The sequence below is a fragment of the Pseudomonas sp. S2_B07 genome, from assembly GCF_054668435.1.
The window spans coordinates 3,556,999-3,582,398 of sequence record NZ_CP162769.1 but is presented as its reverse complement, the minus strand read 5'-3'; the positions used below and the strand labels follow the sequence as shown (position 1 = coordinate 3,582,398).

Sequence of the window (25,400 nt, the reverse complement as noted above, 5' to 3'; positions counted from 1 at the left end):
CCCTTAGCTCAGCAGCGAAATATCAGCGACGCCGAGGAACAGCCCACGCAGACGCGCCAGCAACGCATAACGGTTGGCGCGGACCTTGGCATCTTCCGCGTTGACCATTACCGCTTCGAAGAACGCATCCACCGGCTCGCGCAAGGCGGCCAGGCGTGCCAGCGATTCGCTGTACTGACGCGCAGCAGCCATCGGCTGGACAGCCTGGTCTGCCTGCTGGATCGCCGAATACAGGGAAAACTCGTTGGCATTGTCGAAGTACTTGGCTTCAACCACCGTTGGAACGGAGCCTTCGACCTTGCTCAGCAAGTTCGATACGCGCTTGTTCACCGCAGCCAGGGCCGCGGCTTCCGGCAATTTGCGGAAAGCTTCTACCGCTTGTACACGTTGGTCGAAGTCCAGTGCCGAACCCGGCTTCAGGGCACGCACCGACAGGTAAGTCGCAACGTCTACACCCTCGTCTTCGTAACGGGCACGCAGACGGTCGAAGACGAACTCCAGCACCGCGTCGTTGAGGCCGGCGGCCTTGATCTTGGCACCGAACGCATTCACGGCGAAAGCCACGGCGTCGTTCAGGTCCAGATCGAGTTTCTTGTCGATCAGGATACGCAGCACGCCGAGTGCAGCACGGCGCAAGGCGTACGGGTCTTTGCTACCCGTTGGTAGCATGCCGATACCGAAAATACCCACCAGCGTGTCGAGCTTGTCGGCGATGGCCACGGCCGCACCGGTCAGGGTGGTCGGCAGTTCAGCACCGGCACCGCGCGGCATGTACTGCTCGTTCAGCGCCAGGGCGACTTCTTCCGGCTCGCCGTCGTTGAGGGCGTAGTAGTAACCGGCGACACCTTGCATCTCCGGGAACTCACCGACCATCTCGGTCGCCAGGTCGCACTTGGACAACAGGCCGGCACGGGAAGCCCATGCAGCGTTGCCGCCAATGCGTTGCGCGATGAACGCAGCGAGTTTGGAAACGCGCTCGGCCTTGTCGTAGACGCTGCCGAGTTTTTCCTGGAACACCACGTTTTGCAGGCGCAGGTTGAAGTCTTCGAGTTTCTGCTTCTTGTCTTGCTTGAAGAAGAACTCGGCGTCGGTCAGGCGTGGGCGAACCACTTTCTCGTTACCGGCGATGATCTGCTGCGGATCTTTGCTTTCGATGTTGGCCACGGTAATGAAACGGGGCAGCAACTTGCCATCGGCATCCAGCAGGCAGAAATACTTCTGGTTGTCCTGCATGGTGGTGATCAGTGCTTCTTGCGGCACATCGAGGAAACGCTCTTCGAACGAGCACACCAGCGGCACTGGCCATTCGACCAGCGCGGTCACTTCGTCGAGCAGCGCCGGCGGAACAATCGCCGTGCCTTCCTGGCGGGTAGCCAGTTCTTCGGTGCGCTTGCTGATGATGTCGCGACGTTCGTTGGCATCGGCCAGGACGTACGCGGCACGCAAGTCGGCGAGGTAATTGGCCGGCGAGGTGATGCGTACGTTTTGCGGGTGATGGAAGCGGTGACCACGGGAATCACGGCCAGCCTTCTGGGCGAGGATGGTGCAATCGATGACTTCGTCACCGAGCAGCATCACCAGCCACTGGGTCGGACGAACGAATTCTTCCTTGCGAGCGCCCCAACGCATGCGTTTCGGGATCGGCAGGTCGTTCAGCGAATCTTCGACGATGGTCGGCAGCAGGCTCGCAGTCGGCTTGCCGGCGATGCTTTGGCTGTAACGCAGTTTTGGACCGCTCTGATCGATTTCGCTCAGCTCGACACCGCACTTCTTGGCAAAACCCAGTGCTGCCTGGGTCGGGTTGCCTTCGGCATCGAACGCCGCCTGACGTGGCGGGCCATCGAGGTTGATGCTGCGATCCGGTTGCTGGGTGGCCAGCGAGGTGATCAGCACGGCCAGGCGACGCGGCGCGGCATAGACCGTTTTGGTCTCGTAGTTCAGGCCGGCAGCTTGCAGGCCCTTGTCGATACCGGCGAGGAACGCCTCGGCCAGGGTGTTCAGGGCTTTGGGTGGCAGTTCTTCAGTGCCCAGTTCAACCAGAAAATCCAGAGCACTCATTGTGCAGCCTCCAGCTTGGCCAGTACTTCATCACGCAGGTCCGGGGTCGCCATCGGGAAGCCCAGCTTGGCGCGAGCCAGCAGGTAGGCTTGCGCAACGGAACGCGCCAGGGTGCGTACACGCAGAATGTATTGCTGACGCGCAGTCACCGAAATTGCCCGGCGCGCATCCAGCAGGTTGAAGGTATGGGAAGCCTTCAACACCATTTCGTAGCTCGGCAACGGCAGCGGCTGGTCGAGTTCGATCAGGCGCTTGGCTTCGCTTTCATAGAAGTCGAACAGTTCGAACAGCTTCTCGACGTTGGCGTGTTCGAAGTTGTAGGTCGACTGCTCCACTTCGTTCTGGTGGAACACGTCGCCATAGGTCACTTTGCCGAACGGACCGTCAGCCCAGACCAGGTCGTAGACCGAGTCTACGCCTTGCAGGTACATGGCCAGACGCTCCAGACCGTAGGTGATCTCGCCGGTCACCGGGTAGCATTCGATGCCGCCCGCTTGCTGGAAGTAAGTGAACTGCGTCACTTCCATGCCGTTGAGCCAGACTTCCCAACCCAGACCCCAGGCGCCCAGGGTCGGCGATTCCCAGTTGTCTTCGACGAAGCGAATGTCGTGGACCAACGGGTCCAGGCCGACGTGCTTGAGGGAGCCCAGGTACAGTTCCTGGAAGTTGTCCGGGTTCGGCTTCAATACCACCTGGAACTGGTAGTAGTGCTGCAGACGGTTCGGGTTTTCGCCGTAGCGGCCGTCAGTCGGGCGACGACTGGGCTGCACATAAGCGGCGTTCCAGGTTTCCGGGCCAATGGCCCGCAGGAATGTGGCAGTGTGGAAAGTGCCGGCGCCTACTTCCATATCGTAGGGCTGAAGTACCACACAACCTTGCTCGGCCCAGTATTGCTGGAGCGCGAGGATCAAGTCTTGGAAGGTACGCACGGCTGGCGTAGGCTGGCTCACGAAATTCACCTGTTTCTTGGGCTGCGATTTAAAGAGCGGGAGTATACCCGATTCATTGCTGCGCACGCCCCCTGGAGCCTTATGCCACGCTGCTTTTGGTGTTCCGAAGATCCGCTGTACATGGCTTATCACGACCAGGAGTGGGGCACGCCGCTACGCGATGCGCAGGGATTGTTCGAGTTGCTTTTGCTCGAAGGGTTCCAGGCCGGCCTCTCATGGATCACGGTCTTGCGTAAACGTGAGCGTTATCGCGAGGTGCTGTTCGGCTTCGACGTACAGCGCGTGGCGCAAATGAGCGACGCGGAAATCGATGAATTGATGCTCGATCCTGGCATCATCCGCAACCGCCTCAAACTCAATGCCGCCCGGCGCAATGCCCAGGCCTGGCTGGCGCTGGAGGACCCGGTGGCGTTTCTCTGGTCCTTCGTTGGCGGCATGCCGGTGATCAATCATTTCAAGGATCGCACCGAAGTCCCGGCGGTCACGCCAGTGGCGGTAGAGATGAGCAAAGGCCTGAAAAAGGCCGGTTTCACGTTCGTCGGGCCGACCATTTGCTACGCGCTGATGCAGGCCTCGGGCATGGTCATGGACCACACCCAGGATTGCGATCGCTACGCGACCTTGGCGAACGGCGGTTAGAATAGCCGCCTCGCGCACAGCACATAATCAGGAGTGACCTGTGGATAAGTTTAAAGGCGCCTTGCTGGTAGGCGCTCTGCGGCTGTTTGCCCTGCTCCCGTGGCGGGCCGTGCAGGCCGTGGGCTCGGCGATTGGCTGGGTCATGTGGAAAACCCCGAACCGTTCCCGCGACGTGGTGCGGATCAACCTCGCCAAGTGTTTCCCCGAGATGGACCCGGCCGAGCGTGAGCGTCTGGTCGGCCAGAGCCTGAAAGACATCGGCAAGTCCCTGACCGAAAGCGCCTGCGCGTGGATCTGGCCGGCCCAGCGTTCCATTGACCTGGTGCGCGAAGTCGAAGGCCTCGACGTCTTGAAGGACGCCCTCGCCTCTGGGAAAGGGGTCGTGGGTATCACCAGCCACCTGGGCAATTGGGAAGTGCTGAACCACTTCTATTGCAGCCAGTGCAAACCGATCATTTTCTACCGGCCACCGAAGTTGAAGGCTGTGGATGATTTGCTGCGCAAACAGCGGGTGCAATTGGGCAACCGGGTGGCCGCTTCCACCAAGGAAGGCATCCTCAGCGTCATCAAGGAAGTGCGCAAAGGTGGTGCAGTGGGCATTCCCGCTGACCCGGAACCGGCCGAATCCGCCGGAATCTTCGTGCCCTTCTTCGCCACCCAGGCCCTGACCAGTAAGTTTGTGCCGAACATGCTCGCCGGCGGCAAAGCGGTCGGCGTGTTCCTGCATGCCCTGCGCTTGCCGGACGGTTCGGGGTACAAAGTGATCCTGGAAGCGGCGCCTGAGGCCATGTACAGCACGGATACCGAGACGTCCTGCGCGGCCATGAGCCAAGTGGTCGAGCGTTATGTGCGGGCGTACCCCAGCCAATACATGTGGAGCATGAAGCGCTTCAAGAAGCGTCCACCGGGTGAAGAACGCTGGTATTGAGTACGTTGGCATGATCTGTGGATAATTCTGGGGCCAGGGTTATCCACAGCTGTTCATTAAAGGGCGCAGCAGATGTCCGAACACCGCAAATCGTTTCGCATCAAGATCAGCCATGAAAGCTTCGGCGAATGCCTGGGCCAGACCCGCCACCTGTCGACCACGGGTGTCTATGTCAAGCATCCGCGCCTGTCGTCGTTACCCAAAGGCGCGGTGGTGTATGGGCAGGTGCAAGACTTACCCACAGGTGCGCCGCGTGTGCGCATGGAAGTGATTCAGGTCGATGCCGACGGGATAGGCCTGCGCTACCTCTGATCAGTGAGCGTTGCGCTCGAGTTTCTTCAGAAACACCGTCATTTCCTTCTCTGCCTGCTTGTCGCCATGGGCGCGGGCGGCTTCCAGACCTTGTTCCCATGCCTGCCGGGCTGCCGCGAAATCTTCCTGCGCCAGATGGGCCTTGCCCAACAGCTTCCAGGCCGCTGAATACTTCGGATCGAATTCGACACAGCGCTGGAAATGCTCGGCCGCCTTGGCGTTTTCCCCAAGGTCCAGATAACCCTTGCCCAGGCCGAAGCGCAGCAATGAGTTATCCACACCCTTGGCGAGCATTTTTTCCAGGGATTCGAGCATCAGTGTTTTCCCTCAGTCAGCGATTGTTCCCACGCAGAGTGTGGGAATGATCGGTTAGAAAAAGCTCAATCCCACATGAAACAGCTTCTCCACATCCCGAATATGCTTTTTATCCACAAGGAACAAAATCACATGGTCCCCCGTTTCGATCACCGTGTCGTCATGCGCAATGATCACTTCCTCGTCACGAATAATCGCGCCAATCGTCGTTCCCGGTGGCAGACCAATGTTCTCGATCGCCTTGCCAATCACCTTGCTCGACTTCGCATCACCATGGGCAATCGCCTCAATGGCTTCTGCCGCGCCCCGGCGCAATGAGTGCACGCTGACGATATCGCCACGGCGCACGTGGGCCAGCAAGGTGCCGATGGTCGCCAGTTGCGGGCTGATGGCGATGTCGATGTCGCCGCCCTGAATCAGATCCACGTACGCCGGGTTGTTGATGATCGTCATCACCTTCTTCGCGCCCAGGCGCTTGGCCAGCAGCGAGGACATGATGTTGGCTTCGTCATCGTTGGTCAGGGCCAGGAAAATATCGGCGTCGGCGATGTTCTCTTCCATCAGCAAATCGCGGTCGGACGCACTGCCCTGCAACACCACGGTACTGTCGAGGGTGTCCGAGAGATGACGACAGCGGGCCGGGTTCATCTCGATGATCTTCACCTGATAACGGCTTTCGATGGCCTCGGCCAGACGCTCACCGATCTGCCCGCCACCGGCAATGACGATGCGTTTGTAGGTTTCATCCAGCCGGCGCATTTCGCTCATTACCGCGCGGATATTGTCCTTGGCGGCGATGAAAAACACTTCGTCGTCGGCCTCGATGACGGTGTCACCCTGGGGCAAAATCGGCCGGTCACGGCGGAAGATCGCGGCAACGCGGGTTTCGACATTCGGCATGTGTTCGCGCAATTGCCGCAGCTGCTGACCCACCAGCGGTCCGCCGTAATACGCCTTCACCGCGACCAGTTGCGCTTTGCCTTCGGCAAAGTCGATCACCTGCAAGGCGCCCGGATGCTGGATCAGGCGCTTGATGTAGTTGGTCACCACTTGTTCCGGGCTGATCAGCACATCCACCGGGATCGCGTCGTTATCGAACAATTCGGAGCGCGTGAGGTACGCCGCTTCGCGCACGCGAGCGATTTTGGTCGGTGTGTGGAACAGCGTGTGGGCGACCTGACAGGCCACCATGTTGGTTTCGTCGCTGTTGGTCACCGCCACCAGCATGTCGGCGTCGTCCGCGCCGGCCTGGCGCAGCACTGTCGGCAGTGAGCCGCGACCATGCACAGTGCGGATGTCCAGCCGATCACCGAGGTCGCGCAGGCGATCGCCGTCGGTGTCGACCACGGTGATGTCGTTGGCTTCGCTGGCCAAGTGCTCCGCCAGCGAACCGCCGACCTGCCCTGCACCGAGGATGATGATTTTCATCCAGTCACTCCATTAAAACCGTTTAACCGCGCGCGGCGGCAATCTTGATCAGCTTGGCGTAGTAGAACCCGTCGTGCCCGCCTTCCTGGGCCAGCAATTGGCGACCGTGAGGTTGCTTGATGCCGGCCGCCGTGGCGAGGTCCAGCTCACGGGCGCCCGGCGTGCGGGCGAGGAAAGCTTCGATGACTTCGGTGTTTTCGGTCGGCAGCGTCGAGCAGGTGGCGTAAAGCAGGATGCCGCCGACTTCCAGGGTTATCCACAGGGCGTCGAGCAATTCGCCTTGCAGCACGGCGAGGGCGGCGATGTCGTCGGGTTGGCGGGTCAGCTTGATGTCCGGGTGACGACGGATGACCCCAGTCGCCGAGCACGGCGCATCCAGCAGGATGCGCTGGAACGGTTTGCCGTCCCACCAGGCCTGGGTGTCGCGACCATCGGCGGCGATCAGCTCGGCACTGAGGCCCAGACGCGCCAGGTTTTCGCGCACCCGCACCAGACGTTTGGCTTCCAGGTCCACCGCGACGACGCCGGCCAGTTTTGGCTCGGCTTCGAGGATGTGGCAGGTCTTGCCGCCCGGTGCGCAGCAGGCGTCCAGCACCCGTTGGCCTGGCGCCAGATCGAGGAGTTCGGCGGCCAGTTGCGCCGCCTCGTCCTGCACGCTGATCCAGCCGTCGGCGAAGCCCGGCAGGCTGCGCACGTCGGCGGCGGCTTCGAGGATGATGCCGTCCTGACTGTAGACGCACGGCGTCGCGGCGATCCCGGCTTCGGTCAGCAAACCAAGGTAGGCGTCGCGAGTGTGATGGCGACGGTTGACCCGCAGAATCATCGGCGGGTGCGCGTTGTTCGCCGCGCAAATGGCTTCCCATTGTTCAGGCCAGAATGCCTTCAGGGATTTTTGCAGCCAGCGCGGGTGCGCGGTACGCACCACCGGGTCGTGTTCCAGCTCGGCCAGCAGTGCTTCGCTTTCCCGTTGGGCACGGCGCAACACGGCGTTGAGCAAGGCTTTGGCCCAAGGCTTCTTTAGCTTGTCCGCGCAACCGACCGTTTCACCGATGGCGGCGTGGGCCGGAACGCGGGTGTAGAGCAGTTGATAAAGGCCGACCAGCAACAGCGCTTCGACGTCCGCATCGGCAGCCTTGAAGGGCTTTTGCAGCAGTTTGGCCGCCAGCGCCGACAAACGTGGCTGCCAGCGCGCGGTGCCGAACGCCAGGTCCTGAGTGAAGCCACGATCGCGGTCTTCAACCTTGTCCATTTGTGTCGGCAGAGAACTGTTGAGCGAGGCTTTTCCGTTCAGAACAGCGGCGAGTGCCTTGGCGGCGGCCAGACGCGGGTTCATTGAGCGTCCGCCGCTTGACCTAGCACAGTGCCGACGGCGAATTTCTCTTTGCGGCTGTTGAACAGATCGCTAAAGTTCAGCGCCTTGCCGCCGGGCAATTGCAGGCGGGTCAGGCACAGCGCTTGCTCACCGCAAGCGACGAGCAAGCCGTCCTTGCTGGCGCTGAGGATTTCGCCTGGTGCGCCCTTCCCTTCAGCGAGGCTCGCGGCCAGCACTTTCAGCGCTTCTCCGTTCAACGTGCTGTGGGTAATCGGCCATGGATTGAAGGCGCGAACCAGCCGTTCCAGCTCAACCGCCGGGCGAGTCCAGTCGATGCGCGCTTCGTCCTTGTTCAATTTGTGAGCATAAGTGGCGAGGCTGTCGTCCTGCACTTCGCCGTCGAGCGTACCCGCGGCAAGGCCGGCAATCGCCTGAATCACCGCCGGTGGGCCCATCTCGGCCAGACGATCATGCAGGCTGCCGCCGGTGTCGTCAGCGCTGATTGGCGTGGTGACTTTGAGCAGCATCGGCCCGGTGTCCAGGCCCAGTTCCATGCGCATCACGGTCACGCCGCTTTCGCTGTCGCCCGCTTCGACGGCGCGCTGGATCGGCGCCGCCCCGCGCCAGCGTGGCAGCAGGGACGCGTGGCTGTTGATGCAGCCCAGGCGCGGAATATCCAGCACCACTTGCGGCAGGATCAGGCCGTAGGCGACTACCACCAGCAAGTCTGGCTTGAGCGCGGCGAGTTCGGCCTGAGCGTCTTCGTTGCGCAGGGTCGGCGGTTGCAACACCGGGATGTTGTTTTCCAACGCCAACTGCTTGACCGGGCTCGGCATCAGCTTTTGCCCACGGCCCGCCGGACGGTCCGGCTGGGTGTAGACCGCGACGATCTCGTAAGGGCTGTCGAGCAGGGCCTTGAGGTGTTCGGCGGCGAATTCCGGGGTGCCGGCAAAAACGATGCGCAGTGGCTCAGTCATGTAAAACTCTCAATTACAAAGCAGTCGCAAAAGAAAAAGGCTTGCCGCAGCAAGCCTTTGAAAGGAGGGCATCAAGCGTTCTGGCGATGGAGCTTTTCCAGTTTCTTCTTGATTCGGTCGCGTTTGAGACTGGACAGGTAGTCGACGAACAATTTGCCATTCAGGTGGTCGCATTCATGCTGAATGCACACGGCGAGCAGGCCTTCGGCGATCAGTTCGTAAGGCTGGCCGTCGCGATCCAGGGCCTTGATCTTGACCTTCTGCGGGCGATCGACGTTTTCGTAGAAACCCGGCACCGAGAGGCAGCCTTCCTGGTATTGCTCCATCTCGTCGGTCAGGGTCTCGAACTCGGGATTGATGAACACCCGTGGTTCGCTGCGGTCTTCGGAGAGGTCCATCACCACGATACGTTTGTGCACGTTGACCTGGGTCGCGGCGAGGCCGATGCCTGGCGCTTCATACATTGTTTCAAACATGTCATCGACCAACTGACGCACTTCGTCGTCCACTACGGCCACAGGTTTGGCGATAGTGCGCAGGCGCGAGTCGGGGAATTCGAGGATGTCTAAAATGGCCATAAGCTTGATTGCTGCACATGTGAGGAAAGTCGGGTCGATGGCCTGGCGGGTCCGAAGATGCAGGCTACCGTTGTAAAACGTAGCTCCCTTTTCTAAGTAAAGCACGGGGAGCGAGCCACGAAGGCTCTGGCGTTTTACGCGAACGCACATAATAAAGGGATTCACCGCATGAGGAAATCACTACTCGCCTTGCTCCTTCTGGCTTCGGCCGGTGTGGCGCACGGGCAAGTGCAACTCAAGGAAGGTTTTCCACAGCAATACACCGTGGTTGCGGGGGACACACTCTGGGACATCTCCGGTAAATACCTGCGCCAGCCATGGCAATGGCCAGAGCTGTGGCAGGCCAATCCGCAAATCGAAAACCCCAATCTCATCTATCCCGGCGATTCGCTGGCGCTGGTCTATGTCAACGGCCAGCCGCGCCTGACCCTCAATCGCGGTGCATCGCGCGGCACAATCAAGCTTTCGCCTCGCGTACGCAGTTCGCCGGTGGCCGAAGCCATCCCGAGCATTCCGCTGCGTTCGATCAATAGCTTTTTGCTGAGTAACCGCATCGTCGACAAGGTCGAGGATTTCAACGAGGCGCCTTACATCGTCGCCGGCGATGCCGAACGCGTGCTCAGCGGCACCGGAGACCGCATCTTCGCCCGCGGTCATTTCGATCCGGATCAGCCGGTTTACGGGATCTTCCGTCAGGGCAAGGTTTACACCGACCCCGAGACCAAGGAGTTTTTGGGGATCAACGCCGACGACATCGGTGGCGGCGAAATTGTTGCCACTGAAGGCGATGTCGCCACTCTCGCCTTACAGCGCACGACCCAGGAAGTGCGCCTCGGCGACCGCTTGTTCAGCGGCGAAGAACGCTCGATCAACTCGACCTTCATGCCCAGCGCGCCGAGAACCCCGGTCAACGGGCTGATCATCGATGTGCCGCGCGGCGTGACACAGATTGGCGCGCTGGATGTGGTCACGCTGAACAAGGGGCAGCGTGATGGCCTCGTCGAAGGCAACGTGCTCGTGGTGATGAAAACCGGTGAAACCGTGCGCGACCGGATCACTGGCCAGCCGCTGAAGATCCCCGATGAGCGGGCCGGATTGCTGATGGTTTTCCGCACCTACGACAAGCTCAGCTACGGGCTGGTGCTCAACGCTTCGCGCTCGTTGGCCGTGATGGACAAGGTGCGAAATCCGTAAGCAGGCTCCACAAGTTACCAACAGAGTTATCCACAGCTTATTCCCGTTTGAACGGGGCCCATAACGATCAAGGATGATCCATGTCGCTGCCTGCCGTTACACCGGTTTCCCCCGCGGAACTGGAAGCTCGTTTACGTTTGCACCGTTTACCGGAACTCGGCCCGGCGCGTTTCAAGAAGCTGCTTGAAGCGTTCGGTTCGGCCTCCAAGGCCATCAGCGCGCCGGCCAGTGCCTGGCGTTCGCTGGGCTTGCCGTTGGCGTGCGCCGAGGCTCGCCGGGCCAATGATGTGCGCGATGGCGCCAGCCACGCATTGGCCTGGCTAGAGCGTCCGGGCCAGCATTTACTGATGTGGGACCAGCCTGACTACCCGGCGTTGCTGGCGCAAATCAGCGACGCGCCGCCGCTGTTGTTCGTGGCGGGTAATCCGGGAATTCTGGAAAAACCGCAACTGGCGATGGTTGGCAGTCGCCGCGCTTCACGGCCGGGCATGGACACCGCTGCCGCATTTTCCCGCAGCCTGGCGGGCGCCGGTTTCGTCATCACCAGCGGTCTGGCGCTGGGCATTGATGCGGCCGCGCATCAAGCCGCACTGGACGTGGGCGGGCGAACGGTCGGTGTACTTGGCACGGGACTTGAAAAGTTTTATCCACAGCGCAATCGACGACTGGCCGACGCCATGATTGCATCGGGCAGTGCGGTGCTTTCGGAGTTCCCGCTGGACGCCGGCCCCACCGCCAGCAACTTCCCCCGGCGCAATCGAATCATCAGCGGTTTGTCGCTTGGTGTGCTGGTGGTTGAAGCCAGCGTGGCGAGTGGTTCGCTGATCACCGCGAGGCTGGCGGCGGAGCAAGGTCGGGAGGTGTATGCGATTCCTGGATCGATCCATCATCCCGGCGCCAAAGGCTGTCATCAGTTGATCCGGGACGGCGCGATGCTGGTGGAAACCATCGAACATATCCTCGAAGCCTTGCGCGGCTGGCAACAGTTGCCGTTGTACGGCGAGGCTCCTTCGGTGACCCATCCGTTGCTCATGCTGTTGCACGCGGCCCCGCACACCAGCGAAGCGTTGTCCGTCACCAGCGGCTGGGCCTTGCCCAAAGTGCTGGCGGCGCTGACCGAGCTGGAAATGGAGGGCCGCGCCGTTTGCGAAAGTGGTCGCTGGTTTGCGCGGGTGAGCTAGGTTTTATAAGGAAGATCGGTAAACTGCGCAGAGCCTTATTCCGGAGAGTTTTTCATGGTCAACAGTTGGCGTGTGCAACAAGCCGCGCAAGCCGTTCGCGCAGGGGCGGTGATTGCCTATCCAACCGAAGCGGTCTGGGGGCTGGGTTGCGACCCATGGGACGAAGAAGCGGTTGAGCGTCTGTTGATGCTCAAGGGTCGGTCTGTGGGCAAGGGGTTGATTCTGGTTGCCGACAATATCCGGCAGTTCGACTTTCTCTTCGAAGACTTCCCGGAACTGTGGATGGACCGCATGGCCAGCACGTGGCCGGGACCGAACACCTGGCTGGTGCCGCATCAGAACCTGTTGCCGCAGTGGATCACCGGGGTGCATGAAACCGTGGCATTGCGGGTCAGCGATCATCCGCTGGTGCGGGATTTGTGCGCAATTGTCGGGCCGCTGGTGTCGACCTCGGCCAATCCGCAGGGACGGCCGGCGGCGCGCACGCGGATTCGCGTGGAGCAGTATTTCCGTGGACAGCTGGATTTGGTGTTGGGCGGGAACCTGGGGGGGCGCAAGAATCCGAGCGTCATTCGGGATCTGGCGACCGGCCACGTTGTGCGTCAGGGCTGATACCGCGTTATCGTTCATCGCGGGTAAACCCGGCTCCCACAGATTTCGGTTATCCCTGTGGGAGCCGGGCTTGCCCGCGATGAGGCCCTCAAGGCAACAGAACAGTCGAGCCGGTAGTCCGTCGTGCCGACAACTCGGTCTGCGCCTTCGCCGCATCCGCCAGCGGATACGTGTGACTGATGTCCACGTGCAGCTTTCCGCTGATGATCATCTCAAACAACTCATCCGCCATCCGCTGCAGGTTCTCGGCATTGTTGGCGTAAGTCCCGAGCGTCGGCCGGGTTACGTACAGCGAACCCTTCGCCGCCAGTATCCCCAGGTTCACCCCGTCCACCGCACCTGACGCATTGCCAAAGCTCACCACCAACCCGCGAGACGCTGCGCTATCGAGCGACGTCAGCCACGTGTCTTTGCCCACGCCGTCGTACACCACCGGCACCTTCTTCCCGTCGGTCAATTCCAGTACACGTTGTGCGACGTTTTCATGGCTGTAGTCGATGGTCGCCCAGGCACCGTTGGCCTTGGCCAGTGCGGCTTTCTCCGGCGAGCTGACCGTGCCGATCAACTTCACGCCCAGCGCCCTCGCCCATTGGCAGGCCAGCGAACCGACCCCCCCGGCGGCGGCGTGGAACAGCACGGTTTCGCCACCCTTGAGTTCATAGGTCTGACGCAACAGGTACTGCACGGTCAGGCCCTTGAGCATCACCCCAGCCGCCGTTTCGAAGCTGATCGCCTCCGGCAGCAGCACCAGATTGGCCTCGGGCAAGACGTGAACGTCGCTGTAAGCGCCCAACGGGCCGCTGCCGTAAGCCACGCGGTCACCGACCTTGAAGCGGGTCACTTCGCTGCCCACCGCTTCGACGATGCCCGCGCCTTCCGATCCCAGACCCGATGGCAGGGCAGGGGGTGGATAGAGGCCGCTGCGGTAATAGGTGTCGATGAAGTTCAGGCCGATGGCCTTGTTGGCGACGCGGACCTGCTGCGGACCGGGCTCGGCGGGTTGGAATTCGACGTACTCGAGCACTTCGGGGCCGCCATGGGCGCGGAACTGGATTCGCTTTGCCATCAGAACTCTCCTTAGGTCATTTGCCAAGCGCCCTATCGGACTCCTAACCCTGATCTTCGTCAACTGCGGTGGAGCAAGGTGCAGTGTTATCCTACGCAGCAATTTGCCGCCGGCCATTGATGCGCCGCGCCGCTTTGCCCGATTCAAGGTGATGACATGACAACCCGCACCGAGGCCGTAAAAGCCTACCTGCTCGACCTGCAAGACCGTATTTGCTCGGCCCTCGAAGCTGAGGACGGCGGCACACGCTTCGTCGAAGACGCCTGGATCCGGCCTGCCGGTGGTGGCGGTCGCACGCGAGTGATCGAAAATGGCGCGGTGATCGAAAAGGGCGGCGTCAACTTTTCCCACGTCTTTGGCAGCGGTCTCCCACCGTCCGCCAGCGCCCATCGGCCAGAATTGGCCGGCCGGGGCTTCGAAGCCCTCGGCGTGTCGCTGGTGATTCACCCGCACAACCCGCATGTGCCGACGTCCCACGCCAATGTGCGCTTTTTCATCGCTGAAAAAGAAGGTGAAGATCCGGTCTGGTGGTTCGGCGGCGGTTTCGACCTGACCCCTTATTACGGCAACGAAGCAGACTGCGTGCACTGGCACCGCGTTGCCGAGCAGGCGTGTGCGCCGTTCGGGCCGGACGTCTATTCGCGCTACAAAGCCTGGTGCGACAGCTATTTCCACATCAAGCATCGCCACGAGCCGCGCGGCATCGGTGGCCTGTTCTTTGATGATTTGAACGAGTGGGACTTTGACACCAGCTTCGCGTTCATGCGCGCCATCGGCGACGCGTACATCGACGCGTACCTGCCAATCGTGCAGCGCCGCAAGCACGATGCGTTCACCGCCAAGCAGCGTGAATTCCAGGAATTCCGTCGTGGCCGTTACGTCGAATTCAACCTGGTCTACGACCGTGGCACCTTGTTCGGCCTGCAATCGGGCGGGCGTACCGAGTCGATTCTGATGTCGCTGCCGCCGCAAGTGCGCTGGAGCTACGACTGGAAAGCCGAACCGGGCAGCGAAGAAGCGCGCTTGACCGAGTATTTCCTGCAAGACCGCGATTGGTTGGCCGAGGCCTGAACGAGGAGTTCTGATGGACCGTTACGTCGTATTCGGTAACCCGATTGGCCACAGCAAGTCACCGCTGATCCACCGTTTGTTCGCCGAGCAAACCGCGCAGCAACTGGACTACAGCACCTCGCTGGCGCCGCTCGACGACTTTTCTGACTTCGCCCGGGCGTTTTTCCGCGAAGGTCGTGGTGCCAATGTGACGGTGCCGTTCAAGGAAGACGCCTTTCGCCTGGCCGACAGCCTGACGGAACGTGCGCAACGAGCTGGCGCGGTGAACACCTTGAGCAAACTCGCCGACGGCAGCCTGCTGGGGGATAACACCGACGGCGCCGGGCTGGTGCGCGATTTGACGGTCAACGCCGGTTTCAGCCTCAAGGGCAAACGCATTCTGCTGCTCGGCGCGGGCGGCGCGGTGCGTGGTGCACTGGAACCTTTGCTGGCCGAGCAGCCGGCGTCGGTGATCATCGCCAACCGCACGGTGGAAAAAGCCGAGTTGCTGGCGGAATTGTTCGCGGACCTGGGGCCGGTGTCGGCCAGCGGTTTCGATTGGTTGAAGGAATCGGTGGACCTGATCATCAACGCGACGTCGGCGAGCCTGTCCGGTGATGTGCCGCCGATTGCCGGCAGCTTGATCGAGCCGGGCAAGACCGTTTGCTACGACATGATGTATGGCAAGGAGCCGACTTCGTTCTGCCGTTGGGCCACGGAACAGGGCGCGGCGGTGTCGATGGATGGTTTGGGCATGCTCGTGGAGCAAGCGGCAGAAGCCTTCTTCCTGTGGCGCGGCGTGCGCCCGGACACAGCGCCGGTACTGGCCGAACTGCGCCGTCAGCTGACACTGTAATCAGTGTAGGAGTGAGCCTGCTCGCGATGGTGGAGTGTCAGGCGCCATCAATGTTTGAATGTACCGGCCACATCGCGAGCAGGCTCTCCTACAAGGGATCGCCGCGAAGTCGGATCAATCCTCAAACCGGATCGGGCACTTCTCCGCCCCTTCCAGCTTCCTCAACTCCTCCACCACCTGCGGCCGCGCGCTGCGCAGCGTCAGGCTGCGATCCTGCTTCAGCAGTCGCCGCGCTTCCTGATGCAACATCTCTACCCCTGAATAATCGATGAAGTTGATCTGCTGCGCCTCGATCACCACGCGCGCACCGTGCAGGCGTTGCAGGCGCACTTGCAGGTAATGGCTGGCGCCGAAGAAGATCGAACCGCCCACCCTCAGAATGTCTTCATCCCCTTCGTATGAATGCTGCACCCGCGGTTGCGAGGTGCGCTTGAGGTAGAAGAACAATGAAGCGAGCACCCCGGCATAAATCGCCGTCTGCAACTCCAGCAGCAACGTGGCGACACAGGTCAGCGCCATCACCACGAATTCCGCGTGGCTGACGCGCAACAGCGCCCGTATGCCGCGATGGTCGACCAGCCCCCAGGCGATCAGCAGAATGCTGCCGGCCATGGCCGGGATCGGGATGTGAGCGATTAAGCCTGCACCGAAGATCGCGAACAGTGCGACCCACACGGCCGAGAACACCCCGGCCATTGGTGAGCAGGCACCGGCTTCATAACTCAAACCCGAACGTGTGAAGGATCCGGCTGACAGCGAGCCGGAAAAAAGCGCGCCGACGATGTTCGACAGGCCTTGGGCGCGGACTTCCTGATTGGCGTCGAGCAATTGCTGCGAGCGGGCCGACAACGAGCGGGCAATCGACAGGCTGGTCACCAATCCCAGCATGCCCACCGCCACCGCGCTTGGCAGCAGGCGCAGGATCAAGTCCAGATCCAGCGGCACCGGGCTGAACGGCGGCAAGCGCCCGACAAAGGCGCTGACCAACTTCACATGGCCGAACATCGATGGCCACAGCCACACCAGCAGCCCGCCGAGGACCAGCGTGATCAACAAGGTCGGCCAGCGAGGCAGCATCATCTTCAACACTACGCCGACGACGACCGTCGCCAGTCCCAGTACCAACGACGGTTTATCCAAAGCACCGAGGTGTTTGAACAGCGTCAGGAAGCTGTCCAGCGCCGTGGCCTGGCTGGGCAAATCCAGCCCCAGCAAGTTCGGCAACTGCCCGATGGCAATCACCACCGCCGCACCGAGGGTGAAACCCAGCACCACCGAATGCGAGACAAAATTCACCAGGGCACCGAACCGCAGCATGCCGAGCAGCCATTGGAAAATACCGGCCAGGAGTGTCAGCAGCAGGATCAGCGTGATGTAGTCCTGTGACGCGGGGACGGCCAGCGGACTGACGCTGGCGAACAGGACAATGGAGATCGCCGCTGTAGGACCGCAGATCAAATGCCACGACGAACCCCACAGGCACGCGATCAACACCGGGATGATCGCGGCGTACAAACCGTATTCCGGTGGGAGACCGGCGATCAGTGCGTAGGCAATGGACTGCGGCAACGCGAGAATCGCCCCGCTGAGGCCGACGATCAGGTCGCGCCCGACGCTGGCGCGGGTTTGCCGGGGCAACCAACTGAGGAAGGGAAAGAGTGAGTGACGGCTGGGGAAGGCCATGGGTCCTCTCGGGTGGGGTTTTGGCGCAAGGGTAGCAGGACGCAAGCCTAATGTTCCCTTTGTGGGAGCGAGCCTGCTCGCGAATGCGGAGTGTCAGTCGACATAATTGTCGGATCTGACGGGCGCTTCGCGAGCAGGCTCGCTCCCACATGGGTTTAGAGTTTGGCTTTCACTGCCGGCAACGCGTCCTTGCCATCCGCTGTCTTCACGCCCTCCAGCCACTTGTCCAGCACCGCCGGATTGGCCTTGATCCACGCCTTGGCCGCGTCCGCATTGCTGACTTTCTTGTTCACCACCTCGGCCATGATGCTGTTCTCCATGTCCTGGGTGAAGCTCAGGTTGGTCAGCAGTTTGCCCACGTTCGGGCAGGCTTCGGCGTAGCCCTTGCGGGTCAGGGTGTGCACGCTGCCGGTGTCACCGAAGTACTTCTCACCACCCTTCAGGTAATGCATTTTGAGTTGCACATTCATCGGGTGCGGGGTCCAGCCGAGGAAGGTCACGAATTTCTGTTTCTTCACCGCGCGAGACACTTCGGCCAACATCGCCTGCTCGCTGGACTCGATCAGTTTCCATTGGCCCATGTCGAAATCGTTTTTCTTGATGATTTCCTGCAACGAGATGTTCGCTGGTGCGCCCGAGCCAATGCCGTAGATCTTCTTGTCGAACTTGTCGGCAAATTTGTTCAGGTCGGCAAAGTTATGCACACCCGCGTCCCAAACATAATCGGGAACGGCGAGGGTGAACTCGGTGCCATCGAGGTTCTTCGCCAACTGTGTGACATCGCCGGTGGCCACGAACTTGTCGTAGAAGCCCTGCTGCGCCGGCATCCAGTTACCCAGGAACACGTCGACCTGGCCATCCTTCAACCCGCCGAAGGTAATCGGCACCGCGAGGGTGTCGACCTTGGCCTTGTAGCCCATGCCGTCCAGCAGAAACCCGGTGATGGCGTTGGTCGCGGCGATGTCGCTCCAGCCAGGGTCGGCCATTTTCACCGTCTCGCAGCTTTGATCGGCAAAGGCCGATGCGCTGCCCAGAGCCAAAAGCCCGACCGTCAGTACTGTGGATAACTTTTGCATGGACTTCCCCTTAACATTATTGGTTTTGGCAGGGTTGTGGATAACGTGCTTTGCGCTCCAGATCATCGAGGTCGATATGGTTGCGCATGTACTGCTGACTGGCGTCCACCAGCGGCTGGTGATCCCAGCTCTTCAGCTTGCCGATGGTCAACGCCTCGGCAACGAAACGACGGCGCCGCTGGCTGGCGAGCACTTGTTGGTGAATCTCCGGAATGTTCCATTTGGCGCGTGCTTCGGCTAGAAATTCTTCGAAAAGCTGCAGATGTTGCGGCGATTGACTGAGTTCTTCCAGTTCTCGCGGGTCGTTGTGTACGTCGAAGAGTAGGCAGGGATCATCTTCGCTGTAGATGAATTTGTAAGCGCCGCGACGGATCATCATCAACGGGCTGATAGTGCCTTCGGCCATGTATTCGCCGAACACTTCGTCATGACCGCCCTGCCCTTGCAGGTGCGAAACGAGCGAGCGACCGTCCAGTGGCAAACCTGGCTCCAGCGAGCCACCGGCCAGTTCCACGAAGGTCGGCAAAAGGTCGGCGGTGGACACGGCGGCGCTGACCCGCCCAGCCCCGAACTGCCCCGGCGCACTTATCAACAGGGGCACACGGGCGGCCATTTCGTACCAGTGCATTTTGTACCAGAGTCCGCGCTCGCCGAGCATGTCGCCATGGTCGCCGGAAAATACGATGATGGTGTCGTCAATCAGACCGGTTTCCTCAAGTGTTTGCAGGAGTTTGCCGACGTTGCTGTCGATATAGCTGCATGCACCGAAGTAGGCACGGCGGGCATCGCGAATCTTATCCACAGGCAGCGGTTTATCCCACAGGTCATAGACCTTCAATAAGCGCTGGGAGTGCGGATCGAGTGCGGTCTGCGCCGGGGTTTCAGGCAACGGAATGTCGGCATCGTCGTACATGTCCCAGAAAGCCTTGGGGATCGTGTACGGATCGTGCGGGTGAGTCATCGAAACGGTCAGGCAAAACGGCTGGTCGCCGTCCTCGCGGATGTGATCGAACAAGTATTGCTGGGCCTTGAACACCACCTCCTCGTCGAAATCCAGCTGATTGGTGCGCACGCACGGCCCGGCTTGCAGCACCGACGACATGTTGTGATACCAGGTCGGACGCACATCCGGCTCATCCCAATTCACGGCCCAGCCGTAGTCGGCCGGGTAGATGTCGCTGGTCAGGCGTTCTTCGTAGCCATGGAGTTGGTCCGGGCCGCAAAAGTGCATCTTGCCGGACAGCGCAGTGCGGTAGCCGAGGCGACGCAGGTAGTGGGCGTAGGTCGGTACGTCAGCGGGGAAATCGGCCGCGTTATCGTAAGCGCCGATCTTGCTCGGCAATTGACCGCTGACCAGGGTAAAGCGCGACGGCGCGCATAGGGGGCTGTTGCAATAAGCAGCGTCGAACACCACACCTTCGGCGGCGAGGCGGCTCAGATTCGGCAGTTTGATCGGCGAAGGACCGTAGAACGGCAACATTGGCGCGGCCATTTGATCGGCCATGATGAAAAGAATGTTCTTGCGCTTCATGTGATCGCGGCATTCCATAGTGAATATTTATGCGAGAGTGCTGCGACCGAGCATGTTACCCATGCACTTTGCGGTAAAGCCCATGCCAGGCAATGACTAGGATTAGCCCAGCTTATGTATGACGCCCTTGGTGATTTGTCGCTCGACTTGCTTCGTGCCTTTGAAGCAGCCGCCCGTCATCGCAGCTTTACCGCGGCGGCGGTTGAGCTTGGCACTACGCAGCCGGCGGTCAGTCAGCAGATCAAGCGATTGGAGGAGCAACTCGCGACGCGGTTGTTTGACCGCATTTATCGCGGTATTGAATTGACAGAAGCCGGGACTATTCTTTTTGAGCAAGTTCAGCTCGGTTTGCAGAATATCGACGCGGGATTGAGCGCGATCAGCGCACAGCAGCAACATGAGGTGCTGCAAGTCGCGACCGATTTCGCATTCGCCGCTTACTGGCTGATGCCGCGTCTGCACCGTTTTCACAAAGCCAATCCACAGGTGGACGTCAGCCTGGTCACCAGTGAACGCAGCCACAACATGCTGCGCACCGATATTGATGTGGCGGTGTTGTTTGGCGACGGACGCTTCAAGCAGGGTGAAAGCCATTGGCTGTTCAGCGAAGAAGTGTTTCCAGTGTGCAGCCCGCTGTTGCTCAAGGATCGTTCCCTGCCCTTGTCTGCACAGTCGTTGCTGGAGTTTCCGCTGCTTCATTTAAGGGGTGAAAACAGCAGTAACTGGTTCGACTGGAGCGGTGTGTTTCGCGAGTTGGGGATAACGTCGGCACCCGCACCGGGGCAGTTACGCTTCGACAATTACACGCTATTGATTCAAGCGGCGATTGGCGGACAAGGCGTAGCGATTGGCTGGCGGCACCTTGTGGATAACTTGCTGGCGCAGGATTTGTTGTGTCGGCCGATTGCCGAGACGGTAATTTCCAGGCTGGGCTATTACGTGGTCCTGCCCCAGCGAAAACGGCGTGGAGCGTTGATTCAACAGTTTGTGGACTGGTTGATGGAGGAACAGGCCAGTAGCGCGCAATCGCTTAATGGCCTGCCATTGCCCTCTATTGCTGTTTAGTGTCAGCCGCGATGAAGTTCACGTGCTCGCTAACATGCAGGTTCAGATGCAGTTCATCGGCAATCCCTACGGCCACGCGGTTCAACCGTTGAAGGGGTTCTGCCAAGCCCGGTTCGAGGCTGTCGCTGACATGGCTGAAGTGCTCGATCGTCAGACCGGGCACACCGCGCGGCGCATTGACCAGCGTCCAGCGCAAAGCACTGTTTTGCAGCGCTTCGCGGATTTCTTCGGCGGCGTGGCGTTGCAATCGATCTTCTATTTCCGGATCGTCCAGCAATTCAAAATCACCTACCAGAAACAGCCGCGTAATGCCTGCTGCCTGCATGCCATCGATCAACGCATCCACGGCAAGCACTTGCTCGACCGGACCCGGCACGATGGTTTTTTCGACGTATTCGCTGTTGAACGGCAATCCTGGCGCATCCAGTAAACAGATCACGGCTGAGCACCCCGCCACGCTTTGTTTAACGCGCTCGGCTTCAAACAGGTCGCCGGTTTTTGTGCGCAGGCCCGGGCGTGGCGCCAACGCCGTCAGGTCGTCCAGAATGGCGATCACTTCATGTTGGCGCCGCAGCATTTCAGCCATCAGCGCACTGCCCAGGCTACTCATGGCACCATAAAGCACCACTTTTACCACCGGGGTTTCGGCATTTTTCATTGCTGAAGTTCCTTGTTTCCTGCGTATATGGCGTGTGACCTGTAGGAAACGGTGAGGGTTCGACCGGGTTTCAGGGGGATTCAGATGCAGCAGATCAAGGGTTATCACGCCCATGTGTATTTCGACGCCAGCACCATCGATCAGGCTCGGACACTGTGCGAACAGGCGGCGCAGTTGTTCTCGCTAAAAATGGGCCGCGTACACGAACGCCCGGTCGGCCCGCACCCGGACTGGAGCTGCCAACTGGCGTTCGGGCCCGAACTCATTGGTGACGTGCTGCCGTGGCTGGCGCTCAACCGCAACGGGTTGGTGGTGTTCCTGCACCCGGACACCGGTAATGACTTGCTCGATCACACCGAGCACGCGATCTGGATGGGCGCGATCCGGGCCCTGGATCTGTCTATTTTTTGATCAGATCGTTTCTTCTGCTTCGCCGGGCAAGTGTTCGTCCAGGTGCAGCCAGGGCAAGCGGCTGTCGGTCCATATATGCCGCTCGGCCGGTGCCAGCTCTGGATGGTCGAAGGTGGCGACGGTGACGTCGATGCTCTCGGGGCTGAGAGGGTTCATGAACGTCAGTTGCGCCCCACAGTTCGGGCAGAAATTGCGCACGCCGGTTGAAGAAGACAGGTACTGCGCGGGTGTTCCTTTCAGCCATTGAAAGGCTGACGCGGGCACGGTGATCCAGGTGGTGACGATCCCGCCGCTGACCCGTCGGCAAATCGAACAATGACAGTGGGCGATGTCGTGCAACGGCCCGTTGAATTGATAGCGCAGATGTCCGCAGTGGCAGCCGCCGGTGTGAATGTTGGTCATCCTGTTTGCTCCTGTTGCCTATGTGCTGACCCCTTCGCGAGCAGACTCGCTCCCACAGTGGGGTCTCAGTGGCCACAGATCTATGGTGGGAGCGAGCCTGCTCGCGAAGGCCGCAACTCGGTCCATCTGGATAAACCGGTCCGACGACCGGTCGCCCATCCGCGCAATGCTTTTACCGGCGAAAGCTGGCTGAAAGCTTCCCCGATTAGGATCGCCCCCACTGCCGGCAACAGACCGGTTGGCCAATGAGTGTTTTATCGCTCGCACGGCCCATTTAACAACAACAATGGTGATCCTGATGTCCTTTGCTACCCGCCGCTTCGCTGTCACTCCGCCCGTACGCCTCGTGCTTCCCGTTCTGCGCTGACCCAACCGGTTCGCCCATTTCCCCTAGCCGCGCTACGCCTGGAGTATTCCCATGCTGACTTTCCTTGGCTTTGCCATGGTCATCACGTTCATGTTCCTGATCATGACCAAGCGCCTGTCCGCGCTGATCGCCTTGATCATCATCCCGATCGTCTTTGCCCTGTTCGGCGGTTTTGCGCCGAAGATCGGTCCGATGATGCTCGAAGGCATCACCAAGCTTGCGCCGACCGGCGTGATGCTGATGTTCGCCATTCTGTATTTCGCCCTGATGATCGACTCCGGCCTGTTTGACCCGGCCGTGCGCAAGATCCTCAAACTGGTCAAGGGCGACCCGCTGAAAGTTTCGGTCGGCACCGCCGTACTGGCGCTCGTCGTTTCCCTCGATGGGGACGGCGCGACCACTTATATGATCTGCGTGGCCGCCATGCTGCCGCTCTACAGCCGCATCGGCATGAGCCCGCGGATCATGGCCGGCCTGATCATCCTCGCCGGTGGCGTGATGAACATGACCCCATGGGGTGGCCCGACCGCTCGTGCGGCCAGCGCCCTGCATGTCGACCCGTCGGACATTTTCGTGCCGATGATTCCGGCAATGCTGGCGGGCGTGGTGGCGATCCTGGCGATTGCCTACTTCTACGGTAAGCGCGAGCGTGCGCGCCTGGGTGAATTGCACCTGGCCGGCGATGAAATCGACCACAGTGAAATCAGCGTTTCGCAGTTCCCGGACGCCCGTCGTCCGAAACTGATCTGGTTCAACGGTTTGCTGACCCTCGCGCTGATGTGCACCCTGATCGCCGGCCTGTTGCCGCTGCCGGTGCTGTTCATGGTGGCGTTCAGTATCGCGATGATCGTCAACTATCCTTGCCTGCAAATGCAGAAGGACCGCGTTGCGGCTCACGCCGGTAGCGTGTTGTCGGTGGTCGGTCTGATCTTCGCGGCGGGTATCTTCACCGGTATCCTGTCCGGTACCGGCATGGTCGACGCGATGTCCAAAAGCCTGCTGGGGGTCATCCCGGATTTCCTCGGGCCGTACCTGGCCGTGATCACTGCGCTGGTGAGCATGCCGTTTACGTTTTTCATGTCGAACGACGCATTTTATTACGGCGTGTTACCAGTGCTTGCCGAAGCCGCCAGTCATTACGGTATAACCGCAGTGGAAATGGCACGTGCCTCGATCGTCGGTCAGCCCGTCCACTTGCTGAGCCCGCTGGTACCATCGACCTATTTGTTGGTGGCCCTGGCCGGTATCGAATTCGGTGACCATCAGCGCTTTACCCTGAAATGGGCCGTGCTGGTGTGCATGTGCATACTGGTTGCAGCGTTGCTGATGGGGATTTTTCCGCTGTTCAGCACTCTATAACCAAAGACTCATCACGACGGGTCCGGTCTTCGCGGTTTGAAGCCCGGGCCTTTCGTGGTTTAACACTCGCTCAAAGGAATACACATGGAATGGCTGACCAACCCTGAAATCTGGGTTGCCTTCTTTACACTGACCGCCCTGGAAATCGTCCTGGGTATCGATAACATCATCATGATTTCGATCCTGGTCAGCCGCATGCCCAAGCACATGCAGGCGCGCACCCGGATTTTCGGTCTGGCCCTGGCCATGATCACGCGGATCCTGTTGCTGCTGTCGATCACCTGGGTCATGCGCCTCACGGCCGACCTGTTCGAGGTGTTCGGCCAGGGTATTTCCGGGCGAGACCTGATCCTGTTCTTCGGTGGTCTGTTCCTGCTGTGGAAGAGCTCGCAAGAGATGTACCACGCGCTGGAAGGTGAAGACGAAACCAACGAAGAGCCGAGCGGCAAGGGCGGCAACTTCCTCTACACCATCATCCAGATCGCGATCATTGACATCGTGTTCTCGCTGGATTCGGTGATCACCGCCGTCGGCATGGTCTCCCATGTTCCGGTCATGGTCGCCGCGATCGTCGTGGCTGTGCTGGTGATGATGTGGGCGTCCGGCACCATCAGCGAGTTCATCGACAAGCACCCGTCGCTGAAGATGCTGGCGCTGTCGTTCCTGCTGATCGTCGGTACCGTGCTGATTGCCGAATCCCTGGACGTACACGTGCCAAAAGGCTACGTCTACTTCGCCATGGCGTTCTCGCTGGCGGTTGAAGCGATCAACATCAAGATGCGCACTGCCATCGCGAAAAAGAAGAAACAGCAAGATCCGGTGAAACTGCGCAAGGACATTCCGGGCCAATAACCCAAACGTCAGCGCAATACCCTGTGGGAGCGAGCTTGCTCGCGATAGCGGTCTTTCAGTCAACAGCACTGTTGAATGTGAAGGCCCCATCGCGAGCAAGCTCGCTCCCACATTTTTTTTGTGCAGGGTTCAGGGACTAGTGGGTAGCGGGCGGATCGAGGTTATCCAGCACTCGATTCACCGCCAATTCTCCTAGCATGATGACCTGCTGAATCCCCAGCAACGTATGGCGTTGCGGGCCCCCCAGAAACCCGGCGAGATCACTCGCCATGACGCTGGCTGACGCCAACGATTCGCAGGCATGCGCTAGCAGGGTTTCGTTATCAATCTTGGGGTCTATAAGGAAGATGGTGCTGGGTTTGCGCGGCGGGAAGTCGTGGGGGACCGGATCGCTGTCCGGTGGGTTGGGCGTTACCTTGAACATAAATAGAACTCCAGTACTGGTTACGTGGAGCCCTCACACTCGCTACCAAACGAAGGTGGTGGCCATACACAGGTTGGTAGACCGGAGTACTGGAACCGGCGCCCCCGAAGGGACCC

At 60.4% G+C, this 25,400-nt stretch carries 26 protein-coding genes; 12 read left to right on the top strand and 14 right to left on the bottom strand.

Annotated features, from left to right (window positions below; translation table 11 throughout):
- Nucleotides 1-3 precede the first annotated feature (3 nt).
- Together glyS and glyQ are read right to left on the bottom strand one after the other, a co-directional pair.
- Nucleotides 4-2,058: a glycine--tRNA ligase subunit beta gene (glyS, locus tag AB4N43_RS16475; protein WP_027926198.1), complete on the bottom strand. Its 2,055-nt coding sequence runs from the start codon at nucleotides 2,056-2,058 to the stop codon at nucleotides 4-6.
- Complete coding sequence (glyQ, locus tag AB4N43_RS16470; protein ID WP_003213601.1) at nucleotides 2,055-3,008, bottom strand: glycine--tRNA ligase subunit alpha; 954 nt, start codon at nucleotides 3,006-3,008, stop codon at nucleotides 2,055-2,057. The genes glyS and glyQ overlap by 4 nt, the downstream gene beginning before the upstream one ends.
- Before the next feature lie 81 nt (nucleotides 3,009-3,089).
- Here glyQ and tag point away from each other — a divergent pair, with 81 nt between their 5' ends.
- From tag to AB4N43_RS16455, 3 genes are all read left to right on the top strand, one after another.
- Nucleotides 3,090-3,647 carry a DNA-3-methyladenine glycosylase I gene (gene tag, locus AB4N43_RS16465; protein ID WP_460151724.1) on the top strand — a complete coding sequence of 186 codons (558 nt, stop codon included), beginning with the start codon at nucleotides 3,090-3,092 and terminating at the stop codon, nucleotides 3,645-3,647.
- Nucleotides 3,648-3,687: 40 nt separating this feature from the next.
- On the top strand, nucleotides 3,688-4,575 hold the full coding sequence (locus tag AB4N43_RS16460) for a lysophospholipid acyltransferase (RefSeq protein ID WP_027926196.1): 888 nt from the start codon (nucleotides 3,688-3,690) through the stop codon (nucleotides 4,573-4,575).
- A gap of 72 nt (nucleotides 4,576-4,647) precedes the next feature.
- A complete protein-coding gene (locus AB4N43_RS16455; protein WP_027926195.1) occupies nucleotides 4,648-4,887 on the top strand; it encodes a pilus assembly protein PilZ in 240 nt (79 codons plus the stop codon).
- Here AB4N43_RS16455 and AB4N43_RS16450 read toward each other — a convergent pair whose 3' ends face one another.
- From AB4N43_RS16450 to def, 5 genes are all read right to left on the bottom strand, one after another.
- Nucleotides 4,888-5,205 (bottom strand): tetratricopeptide repeat protein, encoded by a 318-nt coding sequence (locus tag AB4N43_RS16450; RefSeq protein ID WP_172825961.1) that lies wholly within the window; start codon nucleotides 5,203-5,205, stop codon nucleotides 4,888-4,890.
- 51 nt (nucleotides 5,206-5,256) lie between these two features.
- The gene (gene trkA, locus AB4N43_RS16445) at nucleotides 5,257-6,630 is read right to left on the bottom strand and encodes a Trk system potassium transporter TrkA (protein WP_027926193.1); all 1,374 of its coding nucleotides are present in this window, start codon (nucleotides 6,628-6,630) and stop codon (nucleotides 5,257-5,259) included.
- A gap of 22 nt (nucleotides 6,631-6,652) precedes the next feature.
- The gene (gene rsmB, locus AB4N43_RS16440; protein ID WP_460151723.1) at nucleotides 6,653-7,963 is read right to left on the bottom strand and encodes a 16S rRNA (cytosine(967)-C(5))-methyltransferase RsmB; all 1,311 of its coding nucleotides are present in this window, start codon (nucleotides 7,961-7,963) and stop codon (nucleotides 6,653-6,655) included.
- Nucleotides 7,960-8,919 carry a methionyl-tRNA formyltransferase gene (gene fmt, locus AB4N43_RS16435; RefSeq protein WP_027926191.1) on the bottom strand — a complete coding sequence of 320 codons (960 nt, stop codon included), beginning with the start codon at nucleotides 8,917-8,919 and terminating at the stop codon, nucleotides 7,960-7,962. The genes rsmB and fmt overlap by 4 nt, the downstream gene beginning before the upstream one ends.
- Nucleotides 8,920-8,990: 71 nt before the next feature.
- On the bottom strand, nucleotides 8,991-9,497 hold the full coding sequence (def, locus tag AB4N43_RS16430; RefSeq protein WP_027926190.1) for a peptide deformylase: 507 nt from the start codon (nucleotides 9,495-9,497) through the stop codon (nucleotides 8,991-8,993).
- 168 nt (nucleotides 9,498-9,665) lie between these two features.
- Between def and AB4N43_RS16425 the strand changes: the two genes are divergently transcribed.
- The 3 genes from AB4N43_RS16425 to AB4N43_RS16415 all read left to right on the top strand — a co-directional run bounded on the left by AB4N43_RS16425 (nucleotide 9,666) and on the right by AB4N43_RS16415 (nucleotide 12,484).
- A complete protein-coding gene (locus AB4N43_RS16425) occupies nucleotides 9,666-10,691 on the top strand; it encodes a LysM peptidoglycan-binding domain-containing protein (protein WP_027926189.1) in 1,026 nt (341 codons plus the stop codon).
- An 80-nt stretch (nucleotides 10,692-10,771) separates the two neighbouring features.
- On the top strand, nucleotides 10,772-11,872 hold the full coding sequence (dprA, locus tag AB4N43_RS16420) for a DNA-processing protein DprA (RefSeq protein WP_027926188.1): 1,101 nt from the start codon (nucleotides 10,772-10,774) through the stop codon (nucleotides 11,870-11,872).
- Between the two features lie 54 nt (nucleotides 11,873-11,926).
- On the top strand, nucleotides 11,927-12,484 hold the full coding sequence (locus AB4N43_RS16415) for an L-threonylcarbamoyladenylate synthase type 1 TsaC (protein WP_027926187.1): 558 nt from the start codon (nucleotides 11,927-11,929) through the stop codon (nucleotides 12,482-12,484).
- A gap of 88 nt (nucleotides 12,485-12,572) precedes the next feature.
- Here the strand turns inward: AB4N43_RS16415 and AB4N43_RS16410 are convergent, their stop codons facing one another.
- Nucleotides 12,573-13,550 (bottom strand): NADPH:quinone reductase, encoded by a 978-nt coding sequence (locus AB4N43_RS16410; RefSeq protein WP_460151722.1) that lies wholly within the window; start codon nucleotides 13,548-13,550, stop codon nucleotides 12,573-12,575.
- 156 nt (nucleotides 13,551-13,706) lie between these two features.
- On the opposite strand from AB4N43_RS16410, the gene hemF reads away from it, so the two are divergent.
- Both hemF and aroE read left to right on the top strand, forming a co-directional pair.
- Nucleotides 13,707-14,621: an oxygen-dependent coproporphyrinogen oxidase gene (gene hemF / locus AB4N43_RS16405; protein ID WP_027926185.1), complete on the top strand. Its 915-nt coding sequence runs from the start codon at nucleotides 13,707-13,709 to the stop codon at nucleotides 14,619-14,621.
- Nucleotides 14,622-14,634: 13 nt separating this feature from the next.
- A complete protein-coding gene (gene aroE / locus AB4N43_RS16400) occupies nucleotides 14,635-15,456 on the top strand; it encodes a shikimate dehydrogenase (protein WP_460151721.1) in 822 nt (273 codons plus the stop codon).
- Between the two features lie 114 nt (nucleotides 15,457-15,570).
- On the opposite strand, the gene AB4N43_RS16395 is transcribed toward aroE, so the two are convergent.
- From AB4N43_RS16395 to betC, 3 genes are all read right to left on the bottom strand, one after another.
- Complete coding sequence (locus AB4N43_RS16395; protein WP_460151720.1) at nucleotides 15,571-17,139, bottom strand: SulP family inorganic anion transporter; 1,569 nt, start codon at nucleotides 17,137-17,139, stop codon at nucleotides 15,571-15,573.
- Nucleotides 17,140-17,294: 155 nt separating this feature from the next.
- The gene (gene choX / locus AB4N43_RS16390) at nucleotides 17,295-18,215 is read right to left on the bottom strand and encodes a choline ABC transporter substrate-binding protein (RefSeq protein ID WP_027926182.1); all 921 of its coding nucleotides are present in this window, start codon (nucleotides 18,213-18,215) and stop codon (nucleotides 17,295-17,297) included.
- A gap of 16 nt (nucleotides 18,216-18,231) precedes the next feature.
- Nucleotides 18,232-19,746: a choline-sulfatase gene (gene betC, locus AB4N43_RS16385; protein WP_027926181.1), complete on the bottom strand. Its 1,515-nt coding sequence runs from the start codon at nucleotides 19,744-19,746 to the stop codon at nucleotides 18,232-18,234.
- Between the two features lie 114 nt (nucleotides 19,747-19,860).
- Between betC and AB4N43_RS16380 the strand changes: the two genes are divergently transcribed.
- Nucleotides 19,861-20,811, top strand: a complete 951-nt coding sequence (locus tag AB4N43_RS16380) for a choline sulfate utilization transcriptional regulator (RefSeq protein WP_027926180.1) — start codon at nucleotides 19,861-19,863, stop codon at nucleotides 20,809-20,811.
- On the opposite strand, the gene AB4N43_RS16375 is transcribed toward AB4N43_RS16380, so the two are convergent.
- Complete coding sequence (locus AB4N43_RS16375) at nucleotides 20,798-21,469, bottom strand: NAD(P)-dependent oxidoreductase (protein WP_460151719.1); 672 nt, start codon at nucleotides 21,467-21,469, stop codon at nucleotides 20,798-20,800. The genes AB4N43_RS16380 and AB4N43_RS16375 overlap by 14 nt on opposite strands.
- An 84-nt stretch (nucleotides 21,470-21,553) precedes the next feature.
- Between AB4N43_RS16375 and AB4N43_RS16370 the strand changes: the two genes are divergently transcribed.
- Nucleotides 21,554-21,880: a DOPA 4,5-dioxygenase family protein gene (locus tag AB4N43_RS16370; RefSeq protein WP_027926178.1), complete on the top strand. Its 327-nt coding sequence runs from the start codon at nucleotides 21,554-21,556 to the stop codon at nucleotides 21,878-21,880.
- On the opposite strand, the gene AB4N43_RS16365 is transcribed toward AB4N43_RS16370, so the two are convergent.
- Nucleotides 21,881-22,282 carry a GFA family protein gene (locus tag AB4N43_RS16365; RefSeq protein WP_027926177.1) on the bottom strand — a complete coding sequence of 134 codons (402 nt, stop codon included), beginning with the start codon at nucleotides 22,280-22,282 and terminating at the stop codon, nucleotides 21,881-21,883.
- A 418-nt stretch (nucleotides 22,283-22,700) separates the two neighbouring features.
- On the opposite strand from AB4N43_RS16365, the gene AB4N43_RS16360 reads away from it, so the two are divergent.
- Complete coding sequence (locus tag AB4N43_RS16360) at nucleotides 22,701-24,008, top strand: CitMHS family transporter (RefSeq protein ID WP_027926176.1); 1,308 nt, start codon at nucleotides 22,701-22,703, stop codon at nucleotides 24,006-24,008.
- Between the two features lie 84 nt (nucleotides 24,009-24,092).
- Nucleotides 24,093-24,860, top strand: coding sequence for a TerC family protein (locus AB4N43_RS16355; protein WP_027926175.1), 768 nt, complete (start codon nucleotides 24,093-24,095; stop codon nucleotides 24,858-24,860).
- A gap of 136 nt (nucleotides 24,861-24,996) precedes the next feature.
- On the opposite strand, the gene AB4N43_RS16350 is transcribed toward AB4N43_RS16355, so the two are convergent.
- Nucleotides 24,997-25,284, bottom strand: a complete 288-nt coding sequence (locus tag AB4N43_RS16350; RefSeq protein ID WP_027926174.1) for a DUF6124 family protein — start codon at nucleotides 25,282-25,284, stop codon at nucleotides 24,997-24,999.
- Nucleotides 25,285-25,400: the final 116 nt, after the last annotated feature.

What these genes read in the sequence shown, in the direction of transcription:
- glyS (WP_027926198.1), bottom strand. Translation starts at nt 2,058, where the DNA reads ATGAGTGCTCTGGATTTTCTGGTTGAACTGGGCACTGAAGAACTGCCA.
- tag (WP_460151724.1), top strand. Translation starts at nt 3,090, where the DNA reads ATGCCACGCTGCTTTTGGTGTTCCGAAGATCCGCTGTACATGGCTTAT.
- AB4N43_RS16455 (WP_027926195.1), top strand. Translation starts at nt 4,648, where the DNA reads ATGTCCGAACACCGCAAATCGTTTCGCATCAAGATCAGCCATGAAAGC.
- trkA (WP_027926193.1), bottom strand. Translation starts at nt 6,630, where the DNA reads ATGAAAATCATCATCCTCGGTGCAGGGCAGGTCGGCGGTTCGCTGGCG.
- rsmB (WP_460151723.1), bottom strand. Translation starts at nt 7,963, where the DNA reads ATGAACCCGCGTCTGGCCGCCGCCAAGGCACTCGCCGCTGTTCTGAAC.
- fmt (WP_027926191.1), bottom strand. Translation starts at nt 8,919, where the DNA reads ATGACTGAGCCACTGCGCATCGTTTTTGCCGGCACCCCGGAATTCGCC.
- def (WP_027926190.1), bottom strand. Translation starts at nt 9,497, where the DNA reads ATGGCCATTTTAGACATCCTCGAATTCCCCGACTCGCGCCTGCGCACT.
- AB4N43_RS16425 (WP_027926189.1), top strand. Translation starts at nt 9,666, where the DNA reads ATGAGGAAATCACTACTCGCCTTGCTCCTTCTGGCTTCGGCCGGTGTG.
- dprA (WP_027926188.1), top strand. Translation starts at nt 10,772, where the DNA reads ATGTCGCTGCCTGCCGTTACACCGGTTTCCCCCGCGGAACTGGAAGCT.
- AB4N43_RS16415 (WP_027926187.1), top strand. Translation starts at nt 11,927, where the DNA reads ATGGTCAACAGTTGGCGTGTGCAACAAGCCGCGCAAGCCGTTCGCGCA.
- AB4N43_RS16410 (WP_460151722.1), bottom strand. Translation starts at nt 13,550, where the DNA reads ATGGCAAAGCGAATCCAGTTCCGCGCCCATGGCGGCCCCGAAGTGCTC.
- hemF (WP_027926185.1), top strand. Translation starts at nt 13,707, where the DNA reads ATGACAACCCGCACCGAGGCCGTAAAAGCCTACCTGCTCGACCTGCAA.
- aroE (WP_460151721.1), top strand. Translation starts at nt 14,635, where the DNA reads ATGGACCGTTACGTCGTATTCGGTAACCCGATTGGCCACAGCAAGTCA.
- AB4N43_RS16395 (WP_460151720.1), bottom strand. Translation starts at nt 17,139, where the DNA reads ATGGCCTTCCCCAGCCGTCACTCACTCTTTCCCTTCCTCAGTTGGTTG.
- choX (WP_027926182.1), bottom strand. Translation starts at nt 18,215, where the DNA reads ATGCAAAAGTTATCCACAGTACTGACGGTCGGGCTTTTGGCTCTGGGC.
- betC (WP_027926181.1), bottom strand. Translation starts at nt 19,746, where the DNA reads ATGAAGCGCAAGAACATTCTTTTCATCATGGCCGATCAAATGGCCGCG.
- AB4N43_RS16380 (WP_027926180.1), top strand. Translation starts at nt 19,861, where the DNA reads ATGTATGACGCCCTTGGTGATTTGTCGCTCGACTTGCTTCGTGCCTTT.
- AB4N43_RS16375 (WP_460151719.1), bottom strand. Translation starts at nt 21,469, where the DNA reads ATGAAAAATGCCGAAACCCCGGTGGTAAAAGTGGTGCTTTATGGTGCC.
- AB4N43_RS16370 (WP_027926178.1), top strand. Translation starts at nt 21,554, where the DNA reads ATGCAGCAGATCAAGGGTTATCACGCCCATGTGTATTTCGACGCCAGC.
- AB4N43_RS16365 (WP_027926177.1), bottom strand. Translation starts at nt 22,282, where the DNA reads ATGACCAACATTCACACCGGCGGCTGCCACTGCGGACATCTGCGCTAT.
- AB4N43_RS16360 (WP_027926176.1), top strand. Translation starts at nt 22,701, where the DNA reads ATGCTGACTTTCCTTGGCTTTGCCATGGTCATCACGTTCATGTTCCTG.
- AB4N43_RS16355 (WP_027926175.1), top strand. Translation starts at nt 24,093, where the DNA reads ATGGAATGGCTGACCAACCCTGAAATCTGGGTTGCCTTCTTTACACTG.
- AB4N43_RS16350 (WP_027926174.1), bottom strand. Translation starts at nt 25,284, where the DNA reads ATGTTCAAGGTAACGCCCAACCCACCGGACAGCGATCCGGTCCCCCAC.